General features: G+C 31.1%; 29 protein-coding genes. 16 read left to right on the top strand and 13 right to left on the bottom strand.

Annotated features, from left to right (window positions below; translation table 11 throughout):
* Window positions 1-2: 2 nt before the first annotated feature.
* Window positions 3-704 (bottom strand): hypothetical protein, encoded by a 702-nt coding sequence (locus tag ASF10_RS06675; RefSeq protein WP_056246962.1) that lies wholly within the window; start codon window positions 702-704, stop codon window positions 3-5.
* 384 nt (window positions 705-1,088) lie between these two features.
* Between ASF10_RS06675 and ASF10_RS06670 the strand changes: the two genes are divergently transcribed.
* Window positions 1,089-1,316, top strand: coding sequence for a hypothetical protein (locus ASF10_RS06670; RefSeq protein WP_056246959.1), 228 nt, complete (start codon window positions 1,089-1,091; stop codon window positions 1,314-1,316).
* Between the two features lie 17 nt (window positions 1,317-1,333).
* On the opposite strand, the gene ASF10_RS06665 is transcribed toward ASF10_RS06670, so the two are convergent.
* Window positions 1,334-2,563 carry a TMEM143 family protein gene (locus tag ASF10_RS06665; protein WP_056246957.1) on the bottom strand — a complete coding sequence of 410 codons (1,230 nt, stop codon included), beginning with the start codon at window positions 2,561-2,563 and terminating at the stop codon, window positions 1,334-1,336.
* Between the two features lie 328 nt (window positions 2,564-2,891).
* On the opposite strand from ASF10_RS06665, the gene ASF10_RS06660 reads away from it, so the two are divergent.
* Window positions 2,892-3,500, top strand: a complete 609-nt coding sequence (locus ASF10_RS06660; protein WP_056246955.1) for a YkgJ family cysteine cluster protein — start codon at window positions 2,892-2,894, stop codon at window positions 3,498-3,500.
* 575 nt (window positions 3,501-4,075) lie between these two features.
* Window positions 4,076-4,774, top strand: a complete 699-nt coding sequence (locus ASF10_RS06650) for a helix-turn-helix transcriptional regulator (protein WP_056246951.1) — start codon at window positions 4,076-4,078, stop codon at window positions 4,772-4,774.
* A 245-nt stretch (window positions 4,775-5,019) separates the two neighbouring features.
* Here the strand turns inward: ASF10_RS06650 and ASF10_RS06645 are convergent, their stop codons facing one another.
* Both ASF10_RS06645 and ASF10_RS06640 read right to left on the bottom strand, forming a co-directional pair.
* Window positions 5,020-5,373, bottom strand: coding sequence for a hypothetical protein (locus tag ASF10_RS06645; RefSeq protein ID WP_131726516.1), 354 nt, complete (start codon window positions 5,371-5,373; stop codon window positions 5,020-5,022).
* 279 nt (window positions 5,374-5,652) lie between these two features.
* Entirely contained in the window at window positions 5,653-6,117 is a 465-nt protein-coding gene (locus ASF10_RS06640) for a hypothetical protein (RefSeq protein ID WP_056246947.1), read from the bottom strand.
* 241 nt (window positions 6,118-6,358) lie between these two features.
* On the opposite strand from ASF10_RS06640, the gene tssD reads away from it, so the two are divergent.
* From tssD to ASF10_RS06600, 8 genes are all read left to right on the top strand, one after another.
* Window positions 6,359-7,504 carry a type VI secretion system tube protein TssD gene (tssD, locus tag ASF10_RS06635; protein WP_056246946.1) on the top strand — a complete coding sequence of 382 codons (1,146 nt, stop codon included), beginning with the start codon at window positions 6,359-6,361 and terminating at the stop codon, window positions 7,502-7,504.
* Entirely contained in the window at window positions 7,501-8,022 is a 522-nt protein-coding gene (locus ASF10_RS06630; protein ID WP_056246944.1) for a hypothetical protein, read from the top strand. The genes tssD and ASF10_RS06630 overlap by 4 nt, the downstream gene beginning before the upstream one ends.
* A 127-nt stretch (window positions 8,023-8,149) precedes the next feature.
* Window positions 8,150-8,725 (top strand): hypothetical protein, encoded by a 576-nt coding sequence (locus tag ASF10_RS06625; protein ID WP_056246942.1) that lies wholly within the window; start codon window positions 8,150-8,152, stop codon window positions 8,723-8,725.
* A gap of 25 nt (window positions 8,726-8,750) precedes the next feature.
* Window positions 8,751-9,320: a hypothetical protein gene (locus tag ASF10_RS06620; RefSeq protein WP_056246940.1), complete on the top strand. Its 570-nt coding sequence runs from the start codon at window positions 8,751-8,753 to the stop codon at window positions 9,318-9,320.
* A 29-nt stretch (window positions 9,321-9,349) separates the two neighbouring features.
* Entirely contained in the window at window positions 9,350-10,075 is a 726-nt protein-coding gene (locus ASF10_RS06615) for a hypothetical protein (protein ID WP_056246938.1), read from the top strand.
* The gene (locus tag ASF10_RS06610; RefSeq protein ID WP_056246936.1) at window positions 10,072-10,749 is read left to right on the top strand and encodes a hypothetical protein; all 678 of its coding nucleotides are present in this window, start codon (window positions 10,072-10,074) and stop codon (window positions 10,747-10,749) included. Before ASF10_RS06615 ends, ASF10_RS06610 begins: the two co-directional genes overlap by 4 nt.
* 93 nt (window positions 10,750-10,842) lie before the next feature.
* A complete protein-coding gene (locus ASF10_RS06605; protein WP_131726515.1) occupies window positions 10,843-11,787 on the top strand; it encodes a hypothetical protein in 945 nt (314 codons plus the stop codon).
* A 163-nt stretch (window positions 11,788-11,950) separates the two neighbouring features.
* On the top strand, window positions 11,951-12,352 hold the full coding sequence (locus tag ASF10_RS06600; RefSeq protein WP_056246932.1) for a helix-turn-helix domain-containing protein: 402 nt from the start codon (window positions 11,951-11,953) through the stop codon (window positions 12,350-12,352).
* A gap of 114 nt (window positions 12,353-12,466) precedes the next feature.
* Here ASF10_RS06600 and ASF10_RS06595 read toward each other — a convergent pair whose 3' ends face one another.
* From ASF10_RS06595 to ASF10_RS06575, 5 genes are all read right to left on the bottom strand, one after another.
* Complete coding sequence (locus tag ASF10_RS06595) at window positions 12,467-13,054, bottom strand: hypothetical protein (protein WP_056246930.1); 588 nt, start codon at window positions 13,052-13,054, stop codon at window positions 12,467-12,469.
* Window positions 13,055-13,155: 101 nt separating this feature from the next.
* The gene (locus ASF10_RS06590) at window positions 13,156-13,614 is read right to left on the bottom strand and encodes a hypothetical protein (RefSeq protein ID WP_056246928.1); all 459 of its coding nucleotides are present in this window, start codon (window positions 13,612-13,614) and stop codon (window positions 13,156-13,158) included.
* A 179-nt stretch (window positions 13,615-13,793) separates the two neighbouring features.
* Window positions 13,794-13,970, bottom strand: a complete 177-nt coding sequence (locus ASF10_RS06585; protein ID WP_082472393.1) for a DUF3606 domain-containing protein — start codon at window positions 13,968-13,970, stop codon at window positions 13,794-13,796.
* A gap of 201 nt (window positions 13,971-14,171) precedes the next feature.
* Complete coding sequence (locus ASF10_RS06580) at window positions 14,172-14,885, bottom strand: LytR/AlgR family response regulator transcription factor (RefSeq protein WP_056246923.1); 714 nt, start codon at window positions 14,883-14,885, stop codon at window positions 14,172-14,174.
* On the bottom strand, window positions 14,855-15,856 hold the full coding sequence (locus ASF10_RS06575; RefSeq protein ID WP_056246921.1) for a sensor histidine kinase: 1,002 nt from the start codon (window positions 15,854-15,856) through the stop codon (window positions 14,855-14,857). Before ASF10_RS06575 ends, ASF10_RS06580 begins: the two co-directional genes overlap by 31 nt.
* A 184-nt stretch (window positions 15,857-16,040) precedes the next feature.
* Between ASF10_RS06575 and ASF10_RS06570 the strand changes: the two genes are divergently transcribed.
* The 5 genes from ASF10_RS06570 (at window position 16,041) to ASF10_RS06550 (ending at window position 21,470) form a co-directional block, all read left to right on the top strand.
* On the top strand, window positions 16,041-17,030 hold the full coding sequence (locus ASF10_RS06570) for a hypothetical protein (RefSeq protein WP_056246919.1): 990 nt from the start codon (window positions 16,041-16,043) through the stop codon (window positions 17,028-17,030).
* 27 nt (window positions 17,031-17,057) lie between these two features.
* A complete protein-coding gene (locus ASF10_RS06565; RefSeq protein ID WP_056246917.1) occupies window positions 17,058-17,270 on the top strand; it encodes a hypothetical protein in 213 nt (70 codons plus the stop codon).
* Window positions 17,271-17,557: 287 nt separating this feature from the next.
* The gene (locus ASF10_RS06560; protein ID WP_056246915.1) at window positions 17,558-19,087 is read left to right on the top strand and encodes a SulP family inorganic anion transporter; all 1,530 of its coding nucleotides are present in this window, start codon (window positions 17,558-17,560) and stop codon (window positions 19,085-19,087) included.
* A gap of 541 nt (window positions 19,088-19,628) precedes the next feature.
* Entirely contained in the window at window positions 19,629-20,537 is a 909-nt protein-coding gene (locus ASF10_RS06555) for a helix-turn-helix domain-containing protein (RefSeq protein ID WP_056246913.1), read from the top strand.
* Between the two features lie 93 nt (window positions 20,538-20,630).
* A complete protein-coding gene (locus ASF10_RS06550) occupies window positions 20,631-21,470 on the top strand; it encodes an oxidoreductase (RefSeq protein WP_056246911.1) in 840 nt (279 codons plus the stop codon).
* A 232-nt stretch (window positions 21,471-21,702) separates the two neighbouring features.
* On the opposite strand, the gene ASF10_RS06545 is transcribed toward ASF10_RS06550, so the two are convergent.
* From ASF10_RS06545 to secG, 4 genes are all read right to left on the bottom strand, one after another.
* Window positions 21,703-22,905, bottom strand: coding sequence for an ectonucleotide pyrophosphatase/phosphodiesterase (locus ASF10_RS06545; RefSeq protein ID WP_056246909.1), 1,203 nt, complete (start codon window positions 22,903-22,905; stop codon window positions 21,703-21,705).
* A 335-nt stretch (window positions 22,906-23,240) separates the two neighbouring features.
* Window positions 23,241-24,869 carry a chaperonin GroEL gene (gene groL / locus ASF10_RS06540; RefSeq protein WP_055094868.1) on the bottom strand — a complete coding sequence of 543 codons (1,629 nt, stop codon included), beginning with the start codon at window positions 24,867-24,869 and terminating at the stop codon, window positions 23,241-23,243.
* A gap of 131 nt (window positions 24,870-25,000) precedes the next feature.
* The gene (gene groES / locus ASF10_RS06535) at window positions 25,001-25,276 is read right to left on the bottom strand and encodes a co-chaperone GroES (protein WP_012023920.1); all 276 of its coding nucleotides are present in this window, start codon (window positions 25,274-25,276) and stop codon (window positions 25,001-25,003) included.
* Between the two features lie 142 nt (window positions 25,277-25,418).
* Window positions 25,419-25,757, bottom strand: coding sequence for a preprotein translocase subunit SecG (secG, locus tag ASF10_RS06530; protein ID WP_041517492.1), 339 nt, complete (start codon window positions 25,755-25,757; stop codon window positions 25,419-25,421).

Genomic DNA, 25,757 nt, shown 5'->3' with positions numbered 1-25,757 from the left:
GATCAGAATATATTTTGAGTGTCTGTTATCAGGATAAGTTTCTGAAAACGGCTTCGGTCATAATCGATCCTGCTTGCTTTAACAGCGACCGGAAAATGAATCTCGGCGTTCGAAGTCATATGCAGTTTGTTGGTATTGCTAATTGCAAAATCTAATTTTCCACTCGCAATTTCATTTAGACTGGCTACTAAATTATCATCTAATGTAAAGTCAGTTTCGATGTCTACAATAAGATTTTTAGCAAATACAGTTCCTGTAACTACCAGAATATAATTGCGGTTTGCATTTTTTAGCAACGACGGATTTGGATGCAGAAAATCTGCAGAGAAAAAATAATCTTCGATGTTGCCAATAGTATATTCCTTGGTAACAGAATTATCATAACTGATTGTTACGGTTTTTCCGGATTTGATTTTTGTGGCGATTTCAAACGCTCCAAGTCCAAGTGTTTTCAGGATTTCCTGCAAAAGTGTGATACCAATATTAAATCCGTAATCATCTTTTTGATTCGAATTCACGCTTAAAGCAGGATTCTCAATCTCGGTTAATACCACATTACTCTTAAATGCGTGTTCGATACTGGCATAATAAAGCTGCACTTCGTCAAAAGGTTTTTTAAGCCATAATTGTAATGGTTTATGATTTCTAACAGGGCCTTCGATAATGTCATAACCTTGTTCGCTTAAAAATTTTGTAAGTTTCATTTTGTTGTCATTTAGATTAACATATTCGTTTGGGGTACTCTGGTATGCTTTCTTTTACAATGAAATACAAATTATTTTTCTTAATTTGATTTAAATATTTGTGCTGTTTTTTTTACAAAATTAAGAATATGCAGCGAAGTAATGCTATTTTTTATATTAAGATTTCTGTAATAAAAATCTTTATTATGTTTTAGAAACAAAATGATTTTTGATGTAACCAATATCTATAAAAAAGAAAGTTCACATTCTTCTTTAATTAAGTTTAAAACTATCATAAGTAGAATATATCCTATTTTGTTGTTTTTTAAACTTATTAGGGTAAACTGTTTTTGCTATGATATTTAATTTTGTTCTGATTTAAAAACAATCCTTAAATAGTAGATTATGGACTTAGAAGATTTAAAAAAATCGCAGCCTATTGTACTCTATATTACTTTAGAGAACAAAGAAAAAGAGGCAAAAATACCCGTAAGAAATTATAAGCGTTACGATTATTATAATGCCAAAAGCAATCCGGAAAATAAAAATGAATCGATAAAAGTATTTCTTGGTTCCTTGATTATTTTAACCGCAGTTACTTCGTTTATAGCATTGCTTATCATGACGATATAATATAACAATCGAAAACTTTATTTTTGATTATACTCAAAAACATTATCCCATAATTCATCGATAGTAATAAGCGCTTTATCGAGAGCGATTACCTCCCATTTACCGTTATTTTCTATCCCCAAACCTATGTTTTTTAATTTAGACAATGCATCTTTTACATTAAAATCAAGATCTGTTTGCAATGTTGCCGTAAACCACAATTCTATTTGTGTATCGAGTTCATTGGCAGTCAATGGCTTATCGCTTCTGTATAAAAAAGTATAGGCTAATATGGTTTCTTTAAGAACTTCTTCTTCAGATGAATTTAATAAAGAGTAAAAAGCACCGCTGTTATTACCCAGATTCTTAAAATAAAGACTGTCTGAGAGTATTTTAGAGTATTTTATTTTTTTATTTACAAAGTTGCTGTATTGGCGAAACAAGTATAAAGACAATATTCCTAAAGCAATTAAGCCTTGATTTAAGGATGCTTTACTGTTGAGTAAATCGATCGCCTCACCAGATTGATAAGCGCCATACATACCTATTAAAGCCGGAATTACGGTCGTACTTAATAGCGAGATCCCGCCGCCAATACCCGGAACCCAGAAAAATAATTTATCTCTGGCAGACATTCTTGGAATTGCGTTTGGAAATATTGTTTCCAGATCATTTTTAGGAACACGCTTAAAGATTTTTAAGGCAATAGTTCCCGGATCAATTGGCATTTTTCCTAATTTGACTTTATTCTCGCTCAAATAATCCTGTTCGTTATAATTAAGATAAATCATAACACGATCATAATATTCGATCTCAATTTCTTTTTTCCAAAAGATCCATTTCTTGACCTTTTCTTTGGCTTTATGATGACCGCGAACATAAAGTTCATAATCCTTAAAAGCATTAAAATCGATAGAAAGTTTCAGACCTATTAAATCAGAATCATTTATGGCTTTGTCTAAAGTTTCCTGATCAATACGGCGGTAATTGCCTTGCTCTAAAACTTTAAGCAAGGTTGCCTTAAAAACATTAAAATCGCTTTTACCCATAAATACTTCACGCTCTTTGAAACTTAAATCCGGATCAAATAAAGCGTAATGCTGTTTTAGATTTCGGTTTAGGTTAAAGGCTTCGTAATGAAAGTAATGCTCGATAATATCAAATAACCGCTTAAAATCATCCACTTTTTTTGGATCTTCAGAAAAAGAGGCGACTTGTTGTTCAAGTAAAAATTCTTTATTAAACGGAATATAATGTTCTCTGGTCATAGAGATTATGGGCTTTTAATTTTATTGCTGATTCTAACGCAAAAATACCAACCGAAATTTGATTTTTAGACTGATTTTATATTAAAATTTAGTTATTTTCTTTATTCAGAAATAAACGATGCAAATCTTCAACAGACTGTAATTTATTGCCGTTTTTATTTTGTTTCTGTAAATCAGACATAAAATCAAGGAAAATATTTTAGTTAGTTGATTATTAAAGTTAATCGTAGCAGTTTGTGACAAGATTGAAGATTAATTTCTTTTATTCATAATAAATGTACAGTTCTGGCCAGAGCCATTTCTATTAGCCTACCTTACCAAAAAAAGGATGACAATAGAAGAGAAGGTTGGGCAGGTTGAAACATTGTTTGATCGCTTAGAAATTGAAATTACTGCTTTTAAGTCAGAGACTCATTTATTTTGCAACGCCGGTTGTGGCAAATGCTGTTCGACGCCCAATATTGATGCATCGCCTTTGGAGTTTTTGCCGTGGGCATTTCATTTGTTTTTAAACGGAAAAGCCGAAGAAACTTTAGCATTATTAAACGATATTACTACAAAGAACTGTTTTTTATACCGACCAATTTCTATTCTCGAACATCATAATGGGAGTTGCAGCAACTATCGTTATCGCGGTTTAATATGCCGACTTTTTGGTTATGCGGCAAATACTGATAAATATGGAAAACTGCGATTAGCAACCTGCAAAATCATAAAAGAAGAACAGCAAGAAAACTTCAATGCTGCCGAAAAAGCGATTATAAAAGGACAATATGTACCTGTTTTTACCAATTATTATATGCAGCTGGCACAAATCGATCTTAGAATGGGAGTTGTAATTGTACCCATAAATGAAGCGCTAAAAATAGCAATCGAAGAAGTTTTGCATTATTATGCCTACAGACCATTTCCGGACGGACTTGGTAATATTGCTTAATTATTCCTAAATAGTTTAAAGCTAATTTATATCTTGAAGAATCACCGCAAGCAAGCTCAGTATTGAGGAAATACGTTGCATGACTTGACGGTGTTTCAACTTCCTTTTCAGGAAAATAAAAAAAAACTAATATGAAAATGAGGGAGTCAGTAATCTCCCTCATTTTAGCACAGCAAGAAAGAAACAATGAATATTAAAAATTGCTGTACTTTATTTTGCCTTACAAATTGCAAGGCTTATTGAGATTCACCATTGAATAATCAGAATGGTTTTTGATTTTTTAACTCTTCAGCTTTGCTTTCTATCGCTTTTTTAGACTCATTATTCAGTTTGTTATATTCGGCCTTAATCATATCCGAAATATGCCCTACACGGTCGCCTCGTATCGACTTGCGAATGTAGTCGTCAGAATATCCGTACTTATTTTTTATAATCTTTAGGATATCTTGGTTATAACTCGGTTTTGTTTTTATATTTTTGCCCATCGCTTTGTTTGTATTATCAACGATACAAATATAGTAGGATATTTCTTAGGTAACTAATAATTGTAGGATTTTTTCTAAAAAAAATGCTTTATGGCAGTAAACACAATACAGAGGATTAAGCAGTACATTGATTTCAAGGGAATTAGAGTAAGTGCGTTTGAGCGGGAAGTGGGGATGTCTAATGGTTCTTTTGCGAGTCAGCTAAAAAACAATAAAACGATAGGTTTAGACAAGTTAGAGAATATCTTAACAAGATATAAAGATATCAATCTGGAATGGCTTTTTACAGGTGATGGAGACATGATAAAGTGGAGTGCTTTGCAGGAAACTGACGCCAGATTATATAAAAGAACAGATAAAAATTTAAAAAAACTGGATATTCCGCTCTATGATATTCAAACCACAGCCGGAATTATTGATTTATTTGGCAACAATGAAGATCAAAGACCAGTTGATTTTATCAGAGTTCCCAAAATCTCAGAATTTGACGGAGCATTGTATATAACAGGAGATAGTATGTCTCCTTTATTAAAAAGCGGAGATATTGTAGTCTACAAAAAGGTGTTTAATCTGGTAACTAACATTCTTTGGGGCGAAATGTACCTGATTTATGTGAACAATGATGGTAATGAATTCTTTTTTACCCGCTACATCAAACAATCAGACCGAGAGTCGTATGTGCAATTTGTATCTCAGAACCCGCATCATCAAACTATAGAGTTTCCTATAACCAGTATAAAAGCACTTGCTTTGGTAAAAGGTTTGGTTAGAATTAATTCACAGTTTTAATTTTTTAAAGAGGACAAAAAAAAGTGAGATCTCTAATCGTTGGCTTCGATTAGAAATCTCACTAAATTGTTCCAAAAAAAATGACAGTATGTTATTAATTTCCCCTTTGGGAAAACTTAACTCTTAACTAAAAATTATTTACTGCAATTTTACCACTTAATATAGTTCTGAGAACGCGTATTTATACCTGTTTTTGCATAAATCCTTATTTTAGGTTCATTTTATTTAGTCTATAATCTATCGTTTTACCACTCGCGCCATTCTTCTGTTGTATCTTCATTGATATGATTATAGCCTTTAAGATGTCCGGCGAGAATAATAATGTCGGCAATTTTTTCTCTTTGTTCCGTTTCTACCAGTTCATATTCGCAATTTTCATTAAGATTATTAATCGCTAAAACTGTTTTTTTTACAGCTAAGATTCCCGTTTCTCTTGAATCTGTTTTAGAGATTTCTTCCAGGAAATTATCCAGTAATGATAAGCATTTATTAACGTCGGCAATAGTGTAGTCAGCTTCGCCAAGTTCTATGAAATCGATCATTTCTCTTTGTAAGCTTTTGTAGGTTTTGCTTATGTGCGTGTTTTCTTTTAAATTCATTTTGATTTGGGCATTTGAATTTATCGATTCGATAGTTTTAGGCTTCAATGTGTTGTATAGCAATTGTATACAGGCTAATTAATAACATTGCATGATCTAGCTAAGTTACTTATTAAAGTGCAAAAAGTAAATTTTTTTGTAAGATATTTTTTTAGTAAATAGATATAAAAAGACAAAAATCACAAGATTTCCTGATTGATCTTATCTGTTTTAGGATTGTAGAAATATGTAAAAACAAATCTTTTGGGCGATTGTATATAAAGCATTAACGTTTTATAACTAACTCTGGTCAGATTCTTTCAATTCGATTATTTTTTCGATGTATTGTATAAGATTTTTTCTTTCTAACGAAAACAGGGCATTTTCATCTTCAGTGCGCAAGTATAAGTCGGCGATACCTTCAGCATTCATATTTTTCTTCAAATGATCTTCGACATATTTTATAAGATTGTCTAAAAAAAGTTCGTGTATTCTTCCTTTTTCCAGAGTTTCTGCGTCGCCTTCTATTATTTTTTCCATCTCAGATTCTGGCAAATCTATGGTGAGATAAGTGTAGTCTACAGCAACTTTTGAGAGCATTTCTTTGTCAATTTTTCCGGTACCATAACAATAAGCACAAGGACCGGGCGCCCATTTTAGCACTTTGTTTAAACGTCGTATGTCATCCCAATCTACAAATGCTTTGCCTTGGCATCTTGGGCATTCTAAATTTTTGTTACTAAAAAGGAAATTGAAAATGGTCATTTTTTTCTACAATTATTTTATCGATTAGTGGCGGGGCTAATATAATTATTTATGTAAGAAAAATTGGTTTACGAAACGTTTTTTTTTGAGGAAAAAATTTATGGTTAAATGAAATTAAAAGGTTAAAAAGATAATATCTAAACTATTACCCTATTCTAATACTTTAATAATTTATTGAGGCTAGCGATACGTAGCCTTAATTATAGATTTATGCTAATGCAATAATGTAAAAAATATTATTATGACATCAGCCAAACTTTTTATTCTGGGAGAAGAACGAGAACTACTCTGGACAAGCACAAATTATTCGAGACTCTTCTGGCGCAACCTGCTAAAAAATGTCGATAAGGAAACGGAAAGAATGGAAAAAGGAGAAATACATTTTTACAGCAAAGGAGAAAGAGATATGCCAGCAAAAAAGTATAAATTTAATGATGCTTATATCGTATATTTTTCAGAAATATTCGATGCTGAGAGTTCTGAAAACATGCAAACGATTTTAACCATTTCGCCTGCAATCCAGAATTATGGTACGCTCAAAGATTTTGTAACCTACTGGCAAGTGTCCCAAATCAAGGAAAGCGAGCCTTATTATTACAGACCTAAGCAAGAAGAGGAAGATCGTATTATCTATATCAACGGACATTTCTATAATAAAGATGGTACTTTTGAAGGTAAGATAAACGAGCCTGATTATGAGGGAAGTGTAGATGATGTTTACGTTTGTGATGGAAAATCTACTCAAAAAGACAGAAACGGAAATGAGCTTTTGACTTATAATAATACCAAATTATTGAAAGAGAATGACGTGAATGTGGTGCATGAAAAGTTTATAGTTTCTGCTTCAACTATATATGCTGAAAGTTCAATAGGTTATGGAATTATCGATAAAAATGAATTGTTTGCTATAGCTAGTGTTCATAAAAGAAATAAAACAGCTTACGGGATTAATGATAGAGAAGCTATTAAGTTTAGAAAAAAAACAAACGAAGAACGAAATAAAACTAGTATGATTCATGCAATTGCTGGTGAAATTAATGCTTTAGTTGGAGGCACAGATTTCAGTAATGGAGCTAAACAGTGGGATGGAGCAGAACAAACACATTTACCAAAAGACGAAGATTCTAGCTCAAATGGAATATTTATGTTTAAAGTTAATGTAATGGGGTGGGAAATAACAGACGAACTGTATAAAAAATGGGAATCAATAATATCCTCAAAATTCGGACCTATTTATTTTAATATACCACAGAAAAAATTTGCTGTTAATAACTATAAAGGCATGAAAAACAAAGATAAAATAAGGCTCAAATCAGTCGCTCAGTATGGATTGACTATGTTTTGGAAAGATGTTGAGATTTTTAAACCAAAAGAAAATGAAGAATGAAAAGAATAATTATACTATTAATATTTTTAGTGCTTCAAACTAGTTTTTGCAATAGTCAAAGCAAAAAATGTGATACAATTTCATTTTATGATTTAAAGTTTAATGGAAATAATTTCTATGTGAAATTTGAAAAAATAAAAAAATATATTAACGATACTAAAACTAAAGCTACTGTATCACCAAGTAGATATGTTAAAATTCCATTTAAAAATTTTAAAGATAAAGACAATGTATATATGATCTATTCAGATTTTTTTGATTTTAGTTACACTAATGATTCAAAAAATATTTTTATACAACGTATAAAAATAATTGACAAAATAGATTTACGTATTAATAAAATAAAGATAACTGATAATCTAAAAATTCAGGATATAAAAAAGTTTTTTCCAAATATCTATGAAAATAATGACAAAGAATATCAACTAAAATTATTAATTAAAAAAGATAAAAAAACAGCATACCTGTTTTTTAATTTTAAAAATAATAAGCTAAGTGATGTTATGTTAGATAATTAATATTGTTGAAATTATGGATATTAAATTAAACTATATAACACTATTTGTAGCTTGGATTTGCTATCCGTGCTTTCATGTTTACTATGTTTTAAGATTTTGAGGTTTTTAAACCAAAAGAAAATAAAGAATGAAAAAAACAATTAAACTATTAATATTTTTAGTACTTCAAACTATTTTTTGCAATAGTCAAAGCAAAAAATACGATACAATAGTATTTGAAAACATTAGTCTAAACAATCATCACTTATTTTTTAGATTAAAAGAGATGGCTAGTTTAGAAAATTATTTGGGGAAAATAGAAAAGAAAGTTAATATTTCAAATGATAAAAAAATAATACCATTAACTAAAAAACGACTTGCTATAAATGAATTCTCAAATAAAAACACAATGTTATTTACTACGAGAGATAGTGCTTTCATACACTATTTTAATTTTGAAAAATCTCAAGGAAATATAGTTTTAAAATTTAAAAATAAAAAAATAACCTTCTCAAATAATTATAGTTTGTATGAATTTAGAAAGGCTTTTCCGAATTCATACAAACTAGCTAAAGGAATTAACGCAACTCCATTATCAAGAGCTGCATTTATACCAGTCTTTATAGTTAGATCTACTAGCAAAGGTTATTTATGTTTTACTTTTTATGATGAAAAGTTAATTGATGTTTTCTTATCTGATAATGAACCTGAAACACCATATTAATTGAGAAGAGATAAAAAAAATAATTATGAAAAAATATTATATAGTTATTGTGTTTCTAATTGTGAGTAATATCTTTTCTCAAAATAAAAAATATGACACAATATTATTTAATGACATTAAACTTAATGAGCATCAACTTTTTTTCAAATATGAAAGTATTAGAGCTTTAGAAAAATGTTTTGGTAAATTAATTAAAAAAGAAAATTCTTCTGAATACGAAAATGAGATTCCTTTAACTAGAAAAAAATATCAAACTAATAAATTTTCAAACAATGAAGTATCATTATTAATAACTAAAGATAGTGTTTTTGTTTATTATCTTAATTTCGAAGTTTCAAAAAAAGAGATTGTTTTAAAGTATAAAGGCAAAAAAATTATATTATCTGAAAAATTTAAATTGTCTCAATTTAAAAGTCTTTTCCCAGATTCATATCAAAATGCTTCAGGATTACCTGTAGTTTCTTTTGATCAAGCAGCGGGTGTTAGTTTGATCATCAAAAATAAAAATATCAAAGCATATATGAATTTTGCTTTTTATGATGGCATCTTGTCTTCAGTTGTATTTTCTAAAAAGATTCTAACTATTAGAGATTAGTTAGGACATTATTTTGAAAAAAAAGCCAAATGAAAAAGATTAAACTAATTGTTTGTATTTTATTTATTATTGTTTCTTCCTGCAAGGTTTTCAATCAGGATTATTTGATCATTCATTCAAATGACAAGGATCTATATATTCGTCACTATTTTCATGAAAGCAACGATGAATATGCTAGGGTATATGGTTCTAGGTTAGAAAATGATTCAATTACATTTTCAAAAGAAAATAATGATTTAATAGTAAATCATTTCAAATATAATAAGGAACAAAAAAATCGTATTGCAGTAGGAAATATATTGTACGTTAATTATTACACGTCGATTACAGATATAAAATATTCTGAGAATACAACTGAATTAATAAATATTGTACCTGTAAACGATTTAGACTTCCTGAAAAATGATAATGAAATAGTAAAGATTATTAAAGAAAACTGTAAAGACTCAAATAATACTGGAGACAAACATTTTTATAATGATTGTAATTTCATTTTGCCAAAATCTAATCCTCTAGAATATTTACCCAACAATTCTAAGATAATTTTTGCTGAAATTTTAAAGAATAAAAAAAACAAGTTTCAAGAGATGAATCTAAAGGTCAAATATTTTGATGCACATATTTATTATAAAAGGACTTATTATTATCAAGACAAAAGAATTTTCAAAATTAAAACAATAATTAAAGATAGTATTTCGAGCGATACTGTCTTAGATTCTTATTCTAAAATTAGTTTAAACGATAAAGCAAATTGAGAAATCAAATATTAATTCCCGCCCTGCTTTTTTGTTTTATAAGTTGCAACAAAGGTGCAGATAAAACTAATTTAAAAACGGAAAAAGCTCAAATAATTAAAAAAACTGTTTTTATAGATGAAATGGGAGATACAATTAAGTCTTATTCTTTTGATTTGAAAAAAAACTACAAATTAATTATTTTCCCTGCTATAGATAATAATAAGGAGATAATTAATTTTAGATTAATCAATGGAAAAAGAGATAACACATATTTGTTAGTTGATACATTTCAAGCTAATTATATGCGACATTTTAATAAAATTGATTTTACTAATTATTTTGCTTTACAGGGCAATGGAGGAGGCACAAGTCATTTCTATTTTTGGTTGTATGATAAAGAAAGTGGGAATGAAGTTTTAAGAGGTATTGAACGTGATTTTGACTTAAAAAAAGAATTGATTTTGTATGTAGATGAAGATGATGAATATAAAACATTCATATATGATGTAAATACCAAAATCAAAACGTTGGTTGATATTCCTCTAAAATTTTTAAATAGACAAGAATGCACAAAATATAATGATTCAGAAAAGACTCTTTATATAAAAAGAGTTACAAGTAAATATTATTATTTAGGATTTAAATGTTGCGAGCCATTATCAGTACAATTTAGAATAAAAAAAGCTAAATAAAATTGTTTCGATATCGCAGATTCGCAATCCGTGTCTGTAAAGTGAATCATTTTATGTACTTATGCCATCTCTTAGAAAATAAATGATTTAATCATGAAAAAGTTTGCCTTTGTCTTATGGATGCTATTAACGTTTAGTATGAACATTTTAGCACAATCATCAAAATCGTATACTACAATATATATTCTCAATAAAATTATTGATAACGGTGAGTATGTAAATGAGGAAAGAATCAATAAAAAACAAGAAGTTAATACAAGTAAATTAATTTATACATACAATTTTAAGAAGGATACCATAGCGTATTATGATTTTTATGGATCTGAGATAGAAACAAAAAAAATGCCTTCATTATGCTCTCTTATAAAAACAAAAGATACTTTGTTATTTAGCTTTAAAAGAGATAGTTACGAAAATATAATTAAACTAAATTTTAATACCCAAACAAAAACAATTACAATAAATGGTACAGATATTTTTTATCTAAATGAAGTGTATTATAAATATCTAAACAAGAGTGTTAATCAAAATCTGAACACTCTTGATCTAATAGACTTTTTGGAGGATTTTTTGCAAGATTATAATCTTGAAGATTTGAAGTTTATATCATCAAATGAAAAATATAAGCATAAGAATTTTAGGTTCATAAAAGCTTATATGGAATCGTATAGATCACAGGCTTCAGATTATTTAGACAAATGGGATATAAAGTTTTTATATAATAAAGAAGGTAACTTAAATTATCTATTAAAAAAATCTGCCGAAGATGATCAGTCTTTAGAAAAGAAATTAATTCTTTCGAAAGACAATACTTTTAAATATCATGTATATAGAAACAATGAAAGTAGATTAATTGTAAACAGTGAAGTGTCATTTAACACAAATAAAAATAGTTATAATGAAAAAATTTCTGCCCTTCAAGTTGGATTAGGAAAAGAAACAAAATATGAGATTAAGAGAACTGTTTATAAAGTTATCAATTCTAAAGCATTGTATTTAAATCAAAAAGAAATATTTGAGATTCTTTCTTTGAAATAAACCCAAGAAAAATAAATAGAAGCGATTAATATACTTGTCTCAATATTGTATTTTTGTTCAATACACAAAAAGCAAATAATATACAGAAAATTGTATCTCACAATTGCAGCGTTGTATTTTACAAAAACCGAAAATCTAACGGAATTTTAAATATCTTTGAACTATGAGCACAGCAACAAAACCAAAACATATTGGCAGAAATATTAGCCGAATCAGAGAACTTAGAGGTATGAAACAAGAAGCTCTTGCTATGGCAATGGGCACAAGTCAACAAGCTATTTCTATTATTGAAGGAAGTGAAAATGTTGATGAAGAAAAGCTAAAAGTCATTGCTGAAGCATTAGGCGTTTCGGCTGAAGCTATTAAAAATTATAGTGACGAAGGTGTAATTAATTATTTCAATACTTTTAATGCTGAGGCTTTTACTAATAGTCATGGAGCATTTGGTAGTTATGATCAATTTACATTTAATCCTATTGATAAAGTGGTAGAACTTTATGAGCGTTTAGTTCAGTCTGAGAAAGATAAAGTAGAGTATTTAGAGAAGTTATTTAAAGTAAAATAATTTTTTGTAGAAGATATACTAAAAGAGAGACTTTGTGAGAAGTCTCTTTTTTTGTTTAAAATATAAAATTTAGAAAAGTTTAATTAGCTTTTAACGCTTCTCAAAATAATAAAATTAATCATCAGGATGACTTTCTTCCCAAATATTTTGTCTTAGTTCTTCTAAAATAACTCTAAAATCAGTTATTTGTAGACTTAATTTATTTTTAACTTTTAAATAATCGACTTCCGCAAATCCTTCATTAGAATAATGTAAAAGTTCTCTACAATTTTCAATGATTTTTTTCTCTATATTTTTTAATTGTTCAATTAGTTCTATTTCATTCGAATAAAATTGTTTTTTTCTTTTTTCCCATCTAATATTGAAATGTAAAATTTCTCGATCTAAAATCTCAATGTGTTTTTCCCTAACGCCATATGTTAAAACATCTGTAGCATTATCAATAAAATAAGAAAAATTTCTAAGTAAATAGAAACGAGTTTGTTTAAAATTTTTATTTCTTTGAATTAAAAAATCTATAATTCTTACACTTAGCCAAACACCTATAATTTCAATAGTTAAATTACTCCATAAATTTTGTATACTTTCAGGAAAATCTTTGTAGTAAGTTAAATAAGAACCAGCTAAAAATACTCCTAAGCCTAATCCGACAAAATCTATTAAAAACCAAAATCTTAAATATTTTTTTATTTTTTTATTCATGATTATATGTGATAGCAAATAATTTTAAGGAGCTTAGATTAGTTTATGTCAAATGTTTCTAACTAGTAAATTAAAAGAAATATTTTGTACGTGTTTATTTTTTAAATTTTCGGAATTAAATGTTCAATAGCAAAATAGTAAATGTCATTAGATAAAGAATTTCGAGTTTCCTTATCTAGTACTCGAACTGGGAAATTATATTTCTCTCCTATAAAGGCTGTTGAATCTTTTCCTGAAAAAAAGTTATTCATCATATTCTCTACAAGAGTTTTTGTTTGATCTGGATTTTTAATTATAAACTGTTCAATATTTATTGATGCTGTACATAAAGATTTGCAAAACTCATAATAATTTAGACTTCTTTTAAGAAGTTCGGAATCATTGTCAATTCTGTAATATCTCATTAAGTTAATCACTACTTTTTTTCTTTCGAATGCAGCTTTGAATTCGTCGACAAATAATTTTGCCTCACTTTCGCTGTTAACGTTGAAAGTGGCAACAAAATGTACTAAAGCATCATAATTTGTGTCTTCAAATTTTAAGTCGATTAAATATTCCATAAATTTTATTTGTTATTTTTTTTTAAAATCATACTTTCCTAATTTATATGTTAAAATAAAACCATAATTCAACAAGTTTATTTTTAAACAATTATACCACTAATAAAAAATTAACCACCAAGTATTTCTACCTGTTTTTCAAAAACAAAAAAGCCCAACTAAGTGTTGAGCTTTTCAAATTATTTGCCAAGATATTTTCGCACCGCTGCTGCTGAATGACCAACTGCTTTAACAGCTTCTCGTAATTCAACTTCAGAGATTCCTAATTCTTTGCACCAATAATTAACTTCCCATGATTCTGTAAGGCTAATTTTACTGGAATCTTGTGGTCTTTTTTTACCTAAGTCATCTGACATATTATTTAATTTAAAGTTAAGCTGACTCACACTCCAGCTCATGAGTGTTTTGAAGTATTAATTCAAAACAAATCTCATCATTTAATAATTTTATACTTTATGGAAATCCATAATCGATTAAATTATTTTCAAATTTCGAAATCCATAAACAAAAAAAGCCCAACTATAAAAGTTGAGCTTTTCAATTATCTAATTTACAAATTATCTAATTTGCAGATTGTCTAGCAAAATCTGATATTTCCTTCCCACAGGAATAATCTCCCCATTAAACATTGTGAGAGATTTAAAAGTTACGGCTGTAATTTTAGTAATGTTTACAATAAAAGAGCGATGAACCTGAATAAAATTAGAACTATCAATTTCTGCAGAAATGCTAGAAAGCGAACCGTAAATAATAATGGGCGATTTTAGTTTCGTACTGTAGAGTTTCATGTAGTTGCCCAGACTTTCAATATAGATAATATCAGTCAGTGGGATTTCAGTCATTTGTCCGTTTATGCGATGCGAGAGGAATTTTGCATCTGTAGCGGTTTCTTTTTTTGCGGTATTTCCGGAGAAATAAATTTTAGCTTTTTCGATCGCTTTAGAGAATTTCTCGAACGAAATAGGTTTTAGCAAATAATCTATAGCATCGTTTTGATATGCCGAAAGTGCAAAGTCAGAATAAGCAGTTGTTACAATCGTAAGCGGTCTTTTGGGTTGCAATTCCATTAACTCAACACCAGAAATTACAGGCATATTAATATCCAGAAAAATAATATCGTACGTGTTTTCGTTGAGCATTTTTACCGCTTCCATTCCGCTAAAAGCACTTCCGGAATGTTCCAGATCGTCAAATTTAGAGATGTGCGATGCAAGCGCCTTATGTGCCGGCGATTCATCGTCTATGATAAGACAGCGGTAGGTAAATGCCATATTCTTAATTTTACGATAAAGATATTCTTTTCTTTTTTGCAGTTTAATTCGTGTCGTAAACCGTAAACTTCAAGACGTCTTTTTAGGTTTTCGATTCCAATTCCGGTGCTCGAAAGCCTTGAACCGGATTCCAGATAATTGTTCCTTAAAGTAAAAGACAATTGGTTGCATTTTACCTTTAAATCCACATTTATAAAAGGTTCCGAAGTTTCGGCAGAGAATTTTACCGCATTTTCTACCAAAGGCAAAAAGAACAAAGGTGGAATATCGATACTGTCAAAATCGCCTTCTAAATTCTGGGTCACCACAAGACGTTCGTTTTGAAAAGTATAATATTCGATGTATTTTTTTATAAAGGCAACTTCTTCCTCCAGAAAAACATAATCTTTCTTGCTGGCTTCAATCTGATAACGCAACATGTCTGAAAGATTAAGGATTCGATCCGGTAATTTATCAGGATCAGACAGCGATTCTCCGTATAAATTATTCATTGCATTGAGTAAAAAATGTGGATTCAATTGCTGTTTTAAAAAAGAAAGTTCAGACTTAAAATTGATAATTTCCTTATTAGTCTCAGAGACTTTTTTTGTGATGACAATATGAATAAAATAAAAAAATGTTCCGTTTATAATAAGCGATAATATCTGAAGCGTTTTTAAGTTTCCGAGTCCTGCCATTGGAAAAAACCAGTTCATAAAAAAGTAAAAAGAAGTCCAGTATACTATAAGCAGCGTAAAGAACAGCTTGAACTTTTTGCGGAATAAAACAGGCTTGATGATGAAAATATTAAAAATCGTAATCCAGATAATACAAGGAAAATATCCAATTGCAATTTTACTCAGAATGTATGTCCAACTATGACCGTCAAGTCTTATTTCATCATAAACACAAGCCAGAATAATGGCATAAATAATACTATTTACGATAATGTTACGGAGAAAAAAGTTTTGATAAATTTTAAGAATCCTCATAACGGCAAAATTAAGGTAATATTATAGTTTATAACAGTTTGTGAACTATAAATTATACAAACGCCGTTCGTATAAATGATACGCCATTGGTATAAATATGTTATTATAATAAGTGGTTGTAAAGTATTTTTGACCCTGAGTTTCCAACTTAAATTCCAAAAACAATCTTAATTTTTTCAAGTTTATGAAATCAAAAATCATTTCGTTAATCGTTGTATTTACTTCTTTGCAAACTATGGCTCAGGAAAAAGAACCTGGAATGAAAACCCTTGGTAAAGCTATTGTTGATAAATTCCCAACGACAAGAACTTTTGATGTGCAATATGAACAATTAGGACCTTCGAATTACGATTCGGAATTATTTGGAAATAAATTCGAAAGAGGCAGAATCGAAAATCATAACCGTTTTAAAGCGGCTTTTAATTTGCCGTTTTATGCATCCAGTTCTAAAAGATTTGTTGTAACAACTTCGCTTCGATATAAATACGAGAGTTATGGTTTTGGTGATATTTATAATTATAACAGTACACAAACGTATACCAGAGGTACAGAAGATTTTCATTATTGGGCAGGAGCAGTAAGTGCGACCTATATGTCATCGCTTTTTAAGAAACCAATAATCTACAACGCAACAGTAAGTGTTGACGGAAATGAGGATAATTTGCAACGATTAAAAGGATTTGTATCTGCGGTTATAGTACTTAAAAGAACACCAAGTACGACAATTACTGTTGGAGCTTTGGCTTTGCTGGATCCGTCGTCGATTGTGCCTGTGACACCGCTTTTTTCTATAAACCATAAATTTAAAGATTCAAAATGGGACATGGATTTCATCTTGCCACAACGTCTTTTGTTTAGAAGGGAATTATCTGAAAACGGAAGAATTTCACTTGGAACAGAGTTAAATACTGAAAGTTTTTACTTAAATTTAAACACCTCAAACTTAAGTGGCGTTTATGAGCTGAATCAGTTGGAATTAAAATCCGGCATTACCTATGAATATTGCTTTACGCCCAAAATCATTGCATTTATAAAAGCCGGTGTCAACAATGTTATAAGCACGCGTATTACTGAAAAAGGAGAACGTACCAATCGTTATGTGTATGATCATAAGGAAGATGCGCAAGGATATATTCGTGCAGGAGTATCATACAATCTTTTTCAGCGAAAATAATTAGTAGCTAATATTAAATAAATAGTTATGGTTGTTGAGGTTTTTAAAACAAATGTCCTGAAAGAATCAGAGAAAAATTATGTTATAGCGGTAATCCAGACCCATTTTCCGGATTATAAGATTAATTTTGATCTCGAAGATTGCGATAAAATATTACGTATCGAAGCCGTTGAGCCGCAATGCGATAATATTATCGATTATGTAAATTGTCTTGGATATACTTGTATTAGGTTAGATTGATTTTTTTATTCTTACTGTTTTTAGAAGGTTCGTGTTATAGAAAATAAGACAGAAATTAGATGTAAAACAGGTATAAATACGCAGCTTTTTATACCATTTTATAAATAGTTTTGTACAATAATTTCTTCTTAATAAATTAGGTTATGATAAGTATTATTCTTTCACTTTTTCTTTTGTTTTTAGAACAATTCAGCTAATTGTTTTAATACTTTTTTATTTTGTAATGCTTTTTTAGATTTAAAAAGGATGAGGCTCTTTTTGGGCATTATTTTCTACATTTGTGGTCTATGAAAAAAGCATTGCAACTCTTCGATTTTACTCAGAAAGTCAATTACAAAAATGAAATTTTAGCAGGTTTAACCGTTGCCATGACGATGATTCCAGAATCATTGTCGTTTGCTATTTTGGCTGGTTTTCCGCCTTTGGTTGGTTTATATGCCGCTTTTATTGCCGGATTGGTTACCGCTATTTTTGGCGGCAGACCCGGAATGATTTCTGGCGGGGCAGGAGCAACCGTTATTGTTTTGATTGCCTTGATGAAGTCTCACGGCATAGAATATGTTTTTGCCGCAGTCGCACTTGGCGGTATAGTCCAGATTTGCATAGGACTTTTTAAGCTAGGAAAATTTATCAGGCTGGTACCACAACCAGTAATGTTTGGTTTTGTAAACGGGTTGGCAGTTGTGATTTTCATGTCACAACTTGAGCAATTTAAAACCGTTGTAAACGGGCAAGTTTCATGGTTGCAAGGAACACCTTTGTATATTATGCTTGGTTTGGTTGCATTAACGATTGGTGTAGTTTTGCTTTTTCCGAAAATTACAAAAGCAGTTCCGGCTTCTTTAGTAGCAATTATGGTAGTTTTTGCAATCGTATTAATCTTTAATATAGAAACCAAAACGGTTGAAGATATTGCATCGGTTCAAGGCGGATTTCCTCCGTTTCATATCCCTAATATTCCAATTTCTTTTGAGACCTTCAAAGTTATATTTCCGTATTCTGTAATTGTTGCTGCCGTTGGACTGACCGAAGGTTTGCTTACGCTAAATCTTGTCGATGAAATTACTGGAACACGCGGAAACAGCAATCGTGAATGTATTGCACAAGGAAGTTCAAATATCTTGAATGGTTTCTTTTTTGGAATGGGAGGCTGCCCAATGATTGCGCAGACTTTAGTAAATCTTTCTGCGGGTTCAAGAGCCAGACTTTCCGGAATTATTGCTTCTCTGACGATCTTACTGATCATACTTTTTGGCGCACCAGTAATTGGCAAATTACCAATGGCAGCATTAGTTGGCGTTATGATGATGGTAGCTATTACCACTTTTGAATGGGCGAGTTTTAAGGTGATAAACAAAATGCCAAAACATGATATTTTCGTTGGTATTTTAGTGGCTGTCATTACAATTGTATTACACAATCTGGCTTTAGCAGTTTTGATTGGCGTTATTATTTCGGCACTGGTTTTTGCGTGGGAAAGCGCCAAAAGAATTCGTGCAAGACATTTTATTGATGAAGCAGGAGTGAAGCATTACCAGATTTACGGTCCTTTATTTTTTGGTTCGATTGCTGCTTTTATCGAAAAATTTGATGTTGGAAACGATCCTGATCATGTCATTATCGACTTTAAAGAAAGTCGTGTCGCCGATATGTCGGCAATAGAAGCACTGAATAATTTAACTAAGAAATACAATCAAATCAATAAAGTAATTGAACTCGAACATTTAAGCCCGGATTGTATTATTTTGCTTAAAAATGCCGAAGCAGTTATTAAAGTAAATGTAATCGAAGATCCTACTTATAAAGTGGTTTCTTAAATTAGAAAATGTGCCAATTAGATAATTAGAAAATGTTAGATTGCGAATATTCATTGTCTATATTTTTTAAATTTCGGTAAACCCGACAGGTTTTTAAAACCTGTCGGGTTTGTTGTTTTGAAGATAAACGTTGTGCACAAAACATTTATTTTTTACTGTTTAATTTGTCAGGCTGAGCGAAGTCGAAGCCCACGTGCTAATTGGAACGCCCTTCGACTCCGCTCAGGGTGACATGCTGTTCATAACCTAATTAGCAAATTAGAGATTTTTTTAATTTGTCAGGCTGAGTGAAGTCGAAGCCCACGTGCTAATTGGAGCGCCCTTCGACTCCGCTCAGGGTGACATGCTGTTCATAATCTAATTATCTAATAATCAATTTTTTTAGTTTTGTCAGGCTGAGCGAAGTCGAAGCCCACGTGCCAATTGGAACGCCCTTCGGCTCCGCTCAGTGTGACAAGTTAATCATTGATCTAATTATCCAATTGACACATTATCTAATTATCACATTCTCTAATTTGTTTGATTTTTGTAACTTTGCAAAATGAAACTACAAGAAACACTCGAAGATTTTTATACTGTAAAAATAAAAGGAATGCCCGAGAATCTTAAAAAAGAAATCGGTCATTTTAATGTTTTTAAGCTTGATGATTATATAGGAACTACTTGTAATCCTTTGCCTTATACCCGAAAAGACTTTTATAAAATAAGTTTGATCATTGGTAAAAACAAAGTACATTATGCTGATAAAGTTGTTTCGATAGAAGATCAGGCTTTATTCTTCGCGAATCCACAAATCCCGTACAGTTGGGAACATATTGATGAAAATCAAACTGGATTTTTCTGCATTTTTACCGATGCTTTTTTTAGTCAGTTTGGGAATTTAAAGGAATATCCTCTATTTCAACCCGGTGGAAATCCGGTTGTTCCGGTTTCAAAAGAATTAGCGGAATCTTTAAAGCAGGTTTATTTAAAAATGTTTGATGAAATCAATTCAGATTACGCTTTTAAATATGATGTACTCCGTAATTTGGTGTTTGAGATTATTCATCTTGCACTAAAAACACAAACTGTAACTGCTTCATTATATAGTAAGTCGAATGCAACAATACGAATTTCGTCTTTGTTTCTGGAATTGCTGGAACGCCAATTTCCAATAGAATCTCTCTCACAGCAAATTAATTTCAGATCGCCTTCAGAATTTGCAAATCAGTTAAATGTTCATGTCAATCATTTGAATAAAGCGCTGAAAGAAACCACCGGAAAAACCACTTCGCAAATCATATCCGAAAGAATAGTTCAGGAAGCAATGATTTTACTCAAACAAACCAATTGGAATATTAATGAAATTGCCTTTTGTCTTGGCTTTGATGAATTGTCTCATTTTATTAATTTCTTCAGGAAAAACACCCAGGTTTCACCCAAAGCCTATCGCGTAACTGAAATTGTTTGATTTTTGCAACTTCTGATTTGATTTATTCAATTTTTCGAAAGTACTTCGGCAATACCTTTGTCCTTGTAATAAAAATGTAAAAATTTAAAAATCATGGAAAATAACAAAGTTTGGTTTATCACAGGTGCTTCAAAAGGACTTGGATTAGAATTAGCTAAAAAATTATTATCAGAGGGTTATAAAGTAGCCGCGACATCTAGAAATGAAGAAGCATTAATAAAAATATTAGGGAACGCATCTGAAAATTTCCTTCCTTTAGAAATGGATTTGGTGGATGAAAAAAGCGTTAAAAATGCTATTGAAATAGCGGTAAGTCATTTCAAAACTATTGATGTTTTAGTAAATAATGCAGGTTACGGATTATTAGGAGCGTTAGAGGAATTAACTGATGCAGAAGCCAGAAAAAATTATGAAGTAAATGTATTCGGTTTATTAAATGTAATCAGAAATACAGTGCCTTATATGCGTGCGAGCAGATCAGGACATATTTTTAATATCTCGTCTGTTGGTGGTTATCACGGAGGTTTTCCGGGTTGGGGAATCTATTGTTCTACAAAATTTGCTGTGTCTGGTTTAACAGAATCTTTAGCAGCAGAGGTAAAAGAGTTTGGAATCCATGCGAGTATTGTATATCCGGGTTATTTTAGAACTGATTTCTTAAAAGACAGCTCGTTATTATTGCCTCAAAACCCAATCGCAGATTATAAAGCCGTAAGAGAATCTGAAAGTGCACACAAGGAAGATATCAATCAAAATCAACCGGGAGATCCTGTAAAATTAGCAGAAGCTTTAATAAAAGTAAGCCACGACCAAAATCCGCCTTTGCATTTGTTTTTAGGAGAAGATGCCTATAATATGGCAAACCAAAAAATAGAAAGCGTTCAGAAGGATTTAGAAAACTGGAAAGAGGTTTCTGTTTCGACTGGTTTTTAATTGGATAATTTGGTAATTAGATAATGTGTCAATTAGAGAATGAGATAATTTATTGATAATTATTTGCGTAGAGACGCACAGCAGTGCGTCTACGTTAGTGATTAATAACGAGTATCGATACCAATTTCTAAAACTAACAAACCCGACAGGTTTTAAAAACCTGTCGGGTTTGTTAGTTTTAGAATTAATTATCTAATTGACACATTCTCTAATTGACACATTTTCTAATTCTCTAATTTCTTAACGTATTTTTTACTTCGCTAAACTTTCCATCAACGGGATCGATTTTCAAGTCTAAAATGTGCGCAATTAAAGGATAAACCGAAACATTTTGAAATGTTTTTACCTGTTTGTCGACTTTAAAAGCGGGACCTTTTGCATAGAAAATAGCATGCATATCTTTTTCGTTATTATCATAACCATGAGTTCCGCCTTTTATATTCTGAGATGTCTTAGTAACTAAACTATATCCTTTATCTGCTTCAATAACAAAATCATGAACTCTTGGATTTGTGCCATAATGGAGTCTTTTAGGAACTTCGGCTGATTTCCAGAACTTGATATGTGGCACTTTTTTTAAAGCTTTTGCAATAGAATCCTGATATCCTGATTTTGCCTGAAGACTCATTATTGGGTTTATTACATCTTTATAACCCAGCCATTCCGGTTTTAGATAATCGAGAACTGCTACTTTTTTATCATCGCTGATAGCGGCCATTCCGTGATCTGAGACGATAATTAAATTAATTTGTTTTCCAATGGCTAATTGGTCTAATCTTCGGGATAATTCTCCCATAATAGAATCCATTTTTATCACCATTTTTTTATTCTCCGGAGAAAGAGGACCAAAATTATGTCCGGTATGATCCGGTTCATCAAAATATAAGGTTACTAAATGCGGACGTTGTTTTTCAGGAAGCTGAAGCCATTTAAGTACCGTGTCGATTCTGGCTCCGTATGGAATTTTATTATCGTAATTTTTATAATATCCAGGTCTTCTTTTATCTAAATCAGATCCAGGCCAGAAGAAAGAAGCTGCTTTTACGCCTTGTTGTTCGGCAACATTCCAAATGGGATTTCCACCGTAAAATCTGGAATCATTTTTAGCATTCGATGATAATGAAAAAGATTCATTCATAGCCGAATCATAAAAAACATTATTGATAATACCATGATGATCGGGATAAAGTCCCGTTACAATTGCATAATGATTTGGAAAAGTTTTACTTGGATAAGAAGGTTTCATAGACTTTGCATGAACGCCTTCTGTTGCAATCTGTTTTAAATTTGGAAGATTAAATTGTTTTTGATAATCCCAACGGAAACCATCCATGGAAACTAAAACGACATAAGCATCTTTATTAGATTGAGAATAGGAAAAAGTGTTAAGAAGTAAGAATGTAAAAAATAATAGGGGAGTTGTAAATTTTCTCATTTTGCAATTTTAATAGAACTGCAAATTTACTGATAAACGATTTTTAAATGAAAAAGAGAATGTTAAACTAAAGAAAAGTTTGCCACGAATTCCACGAATTATTTTTTCAAATCTTTGCGTTTGAAAAACTTTGCCATTGATTAAACAAATGTTTTGTGTAAAATGGTTACTACAGATTTAAAATATTCTCGCAGATTATAATCCTTTTAATTGGTATAATCGGGACTAAAAAATATCCGTAAAGATTAGGGAAAATAATTCGTGAATTCGTGGCTAATAAAAAAAAACGCCAGATAAAGTATCCGGCGTTTTAAATTTTAAGAAGTTAAGAATGATTACATCATTCCTGGCATACCGCCACCCATTGGCATTCCGCCAGCGCTTTCTTCTTTAATATCAATTAATGCACATTCTGTAGTAAGGATCATTCCGGCAACAGACGCAGCATTTTCTAACGCTACACGAGTTACTTTTTTAGGATCGATAATTCCGGCAGTAAGCATATCTACATATTCGTCAGTTTTTGCATTGTATCCAAAATCACCTGAACCTTCAGAAACTTTAGCTACAACTACAGAACCTTCAAGACCTGCATTTTCAACAATAGTTCTTAACGGAGATTCAACCGCGCGAGATACAATCTGGATTCCGGTTGCTTCGTCAGCATTGTCAGCTTTAAGATCTGCTAATGCAGCTTTTGCTCTTAATAAAGCAACACCACCACCAGCAACAATTCCTTCTTCAACAGCAGCACGAGTTGCGTGTAAAGCATCATCAACTCTGTCTTTTTTCTCTTTCATTTCAACTTCAGATGCAGCACCAACATAAAGAACAGCAACACCACCAGCTAATTTAGCCAAACGCTCTTGCAATTTTTCTTTATCATAATCAGATGTAGTTGCCTCCATTTGACCTTTAATTTGGTTTACTCTGTTTTTGATGATATCAGCTTCACCAGCACCACTTACAATAGTAGTGTTATCTTTATCGATAGAAACTCTTTTTGCAGTTCCTAACATTTCGATTGTTGTGTTTTCTAATGTGTAACCTCTTTCTTCAGAAATTACAGTTCCACCAGTTAAGATTGCGATATCTTCTAACATTGCTTTTCTTCTGTCTCCAAAACCTGGAGCTTTTACAGCAGCAATTTTAAGAGCACCTCTTAATTTGTTTACTACAAGAGTTGAAAGAGCTTCTCCGTCAACATCTTCAGCAATAATTAATAATGGTTTTCCTGATTGAGCAACTGGCTCTAAAACTGGAAGTAATTCTTTTAAAGAAGATACTTTTTTGTCGTATAATAAGATATATGGAGAGTCTAATTCAACTTCCATTTTCTCCGGGTTTGTTACGAAGTAAGGAGAAAGATATCCTCTGTCAAACTGCATACCTTCAACAACATCCACAAAAGTGTCAGTTCCTTTAGCTTCTTCAACAGTAATAACACCTTCTTTACCCACTTTTGCAAAAGCAGTAGCGATTAGTTCTCCAATTACTTCGTCATTATTTGCAGAGATAGAAGCAATTTGTTTGATTTTATCAGAATCGCTTCCAACAACTTTAGCTTGTTTTGCAAGGTCAGCAACGATAGCTTCAACAGCTTTATCGATACCACGTTTCAAATCCATTGGGTTTGCACCTGCAGCAACGTTTTTAAGACCTTCTTTTACGATTGCCTGAGCTAGAACTGTAGCAGTTGTAGTTCCGTCACCCGCTAAGTCATTAGTTTTAGAAGCAACTTCTTTAACCATTTGCGCGCCCATGTTTTCTAATGGGTCTTTTAATTCGATTTCTTTAGCAACAGAAACACCATCTTTAGTAACAGTTGGTCCACCAAATGATTTTCCAATAATTACATTACGACCTTTTGGTCCAAGAGTTACTTTTACAGCATTTGCTAATGCATCAACACCACGTTTTAATCCGTCACGTGCTTCAATATCAAATTTTATATCTTTTGCCATTTTTTATTTGCTTTAGGCAGTAGGCTTTTAGCTTTATGCTTTCTACTGCTGAATTAAGTTTGTTTAATGTTTGATTTGTTTCATGTTATTTAGTCTTAATTTCTAATACTAAAAACTTAATACATTTTTTTTTAGATAATTGCTAAGATGTCATCTTCGCGCATAATCAAATAATCAGTTCCTTCAAGTTTTAATTCTGTTCCTGCATATTTACCATAAAGTACAGTGTCTCCAACTTTTACGGTCATAGTATGATCTTTTGATCCGTTTCCTACAGCTACAACAGTTCCTTTTTGTGGTTTTTCTTTGGCAGTATCCGGAATAAAAATACCTGAGGCAGTTTTTGTTTCAGCTGCAACAGGCTCAATAAGTACGCGATCTGAAAGCGGTTTAATGTTTAAGGCCATGATTTTATATTTATTATAAGTTATACGTTTTTATGTTCTATTTGGATTTCAGAAATTGTGCCATGCTCTTAAAACTGACATTATTTCTTAAAAAAAATGCCAGCTTTGACAGGCTGGCATTTTATATTTATTTTGAAAATTATTATTTCGCTGCAGGAGTTGCCGGAGCAGGAGTTTGTTGAACCGGAGCTGCTGGAGTATTAGCAGGAGCTTCAGTTTTTTCAATGATTTTAGAATCAGTATCGCTTAATGATCCTGTAAAACTTAAGCTTGAAAGCAAAATTAAAGCAATCAGAATAGTCGCTAGTGTCCACGTACTTTTATCTAAAAAGTCTGTTGTTTTTTGTACTCCACCTAACATTTGAGTTCCGCTGATAGTAGACGACAATCCGCCTCCTTTAGGGTTTTGAACCATGATTACTACGATCAATAGAAAACAAACTATTGTGATTAAAACTAAAAAAATTGAAAATGTGCTCAT

Source organism: Flavobacterium sp. Leaf82 (assembly GCF_001422725.1).
Lineage (GTDB): Bacteria > Bacteroidota > Bacteroidia > Flavobacteriales > Flavobacteriaceae > Flavobacterium.
The sequence above is the reverse complement of the archived record's forward strand: the minus strand, read 5'-3'. Positions and strand labels throughout refer to the sequence as shown.

Bases quoted from the DNA above. Each gene is read 5' to 3' on its own strand.
- groL (WP_055094868.1), bottom strand. From the start codon at position 24,869: ATGGCAAAAGATATAAAATTTGATATTGAAGCACGTGACGGATTAAAA.
- ASF10_RS06675 (WP_056246962.1), bottom strand. From the start codon at position 704: ATGAAACTTACAAAATTTTTAAGCGAACAAGGTTATGACATTATCGAA.
- ASF10_RS06565 (WP_056246917.1), top strand. From the start codon at position 17,058: ATGGTTGTTGAGGTTTTTAAAACAAATGTCCTGAAAGAATCAGAGAAA.
- ASF10_RS06590 (WP_056246928.1), bottom strand. From the start codon at position 13,614: ATGGAATATTTAATCGACTTAAAATTTGAAGACACAAATTATGATGCT.
- ASF10_RS06545 (WP_056246909.1), bottom strand. From the start codon at position 22,905: ATGAGAAAATTTACAACTCCCCTATTATTTTTTACATTCTTACTTCTT.
- ASF10_RS06560 (WP_056246915.1), top strand. From the start codon at position 17,558: ATGAAAAAAGCATTGCAACTCTTCGATTTTACTCAGAAAGTCAATTAC.
- ASF10_RS06555 (WP_056246913.1), top strand. From the start codon at position 19,629: ATGAAACTACAAGAAACACTCGAAGATTTTTATACTGTAAAAATAAAA.
- ASF10_RS06660 (WP_056246955.1), top strand. From the start codon at position 2,892: ATGACAATAGAAGAGAAGGTTGGGCAGGTTGAAACATTGTTTGATCGC.
- ASF10_RS06580 (WP_056246923.1), bottom strand. From the start codon at position 14,885: ATGGCATTTACCTACCGCTGTCTTATCATAGACGATGAATCGCCGGCA.
- ASF10_RS06570 (WP_056246919.1), top strand. From the start codon at position 16,041: ATGAAATCAAAAATCATTTCGTTAATCGTTGTATTTACTTCTTTGCAA.
- groES (WP_012023920.1), bottom strand. From the start codon at position 25,276: ATGGCCTTAAACATTAAACCGCTTTCAGATCGCGTACTTATTGAGCCT.
- ASF10_RS06615 (WP_056246938.1), top strand. From the start codon at position 9,350: ATGAAAAAGATTAAACTAATTGTTTGTATTTTATTTATTATTGTTTCT.
- ASF10_RS06650 (WP_056246951.1), top strand. From the start codon at position 4,076: ATGGCAGTAAACACAATACAGAGGATTAAGCAGTACATTGATTTCAAG.
- ASF10_RS06665 (WP_056246957.1), bottom strand. From the start codon at position 2,563: ATGACCAGAGAACATTATATTCCGTTTAATAAAGAATTTTTACTTGAA.
- ASF10_RS06670 (WP_056246959.1), top strand. From the start codon at position 1,089: ATGGACTTAGAAGATTTAAAAAAATCGCAGCCTATTGTACTCTATATT.
- secG (WP_041517492.1), bottom strand. From the start codon at position 25,757: ATGAGCACATTTTCAATTTTTTTAGTTTTAATCACAATAGTTTGTTTT.
- ASF10_RS06620 (WP_056246940.1), top strand. From the start codon at position 8,751: ATGAAAAAATATTATATAGTTATTGTGTTTCTAATTGTGAGTAATATC.
- ASF10_RS06575 (WP_056246921.1), bottom strand. From the start codon at position 15,856: ATGAGGATTCTTAAAATTTATCAAAACTTTTTTCTCCGTAACATTATC.
- ASF10_RS06625 (WP_056246942.1), top strand. From the start codon at position 8,150: ATGAAAAAAACAATTAAACTATTAATATTTTTAGTACTTCAAACTATT.
- ASF10_RS06640 (WP_056246947.1), bottom strand. From the start codon at position 6,117: ATGACCATTTTCAATTTCCTTTTTAGTAACAAAAATTTAGAATGCCCA.
- ASF10_RS06645 (WP_131726516.1), bottom strand. From the start codon at position 5,373: ATGAATTTAAAAGAAAACACGCACATAAGCAAAACCTACAAAAGCTTA.
- ASF10_RS06550 (WP_056246911.1), top strand. From the start codon at position 20,631: ATGGAAAATAACAAAGTTTGGTTTATCACAGGTGCTTCAAAAGGACTT.
- tssD (WP_056246946.1), top strand. From the start codon at position 6,359: ATGACATCAGCCAAACTTTTTATTCTGGGAGAAGAACGAGAACTACTC.
- ASF10_RS06630 (WP_056246944.1), top strand. From the start codon at position 7,501: ATGAAAAGAATAATTATACTATTAATATTTTTAGTGCTTCAAACTAGT.
- ASF10_RS06605 (WP_131726515.1), top strand. From the start codon at position 10,843: ATGAAAAAGTTTGCCTTTGTCTTATGGATGCTATTAACGTTTAGTATG.
- ASF10_RS06600 (WP_056246932.1), top strand. From the start codon at position 11,951: ATGAGCACAGCAACAAAACCAAAACATATTGGCAGAAATATTAGCCGA.
- ASF10_RS06585 (WP_082472393.1), bottom strand. From the start codon at position 13,970: ATGTCAGATGACTTAGGTAAAAAAAGACCACAAGATTCCAGTAAAATT.
- ASF10_RS06595 (WP_056246930.1), bottom strand. From the start codon at position 13,054: ATGAATAAAAAAATAAAAAAATATTTAAGATTTTGGTTTTTAATAGAT.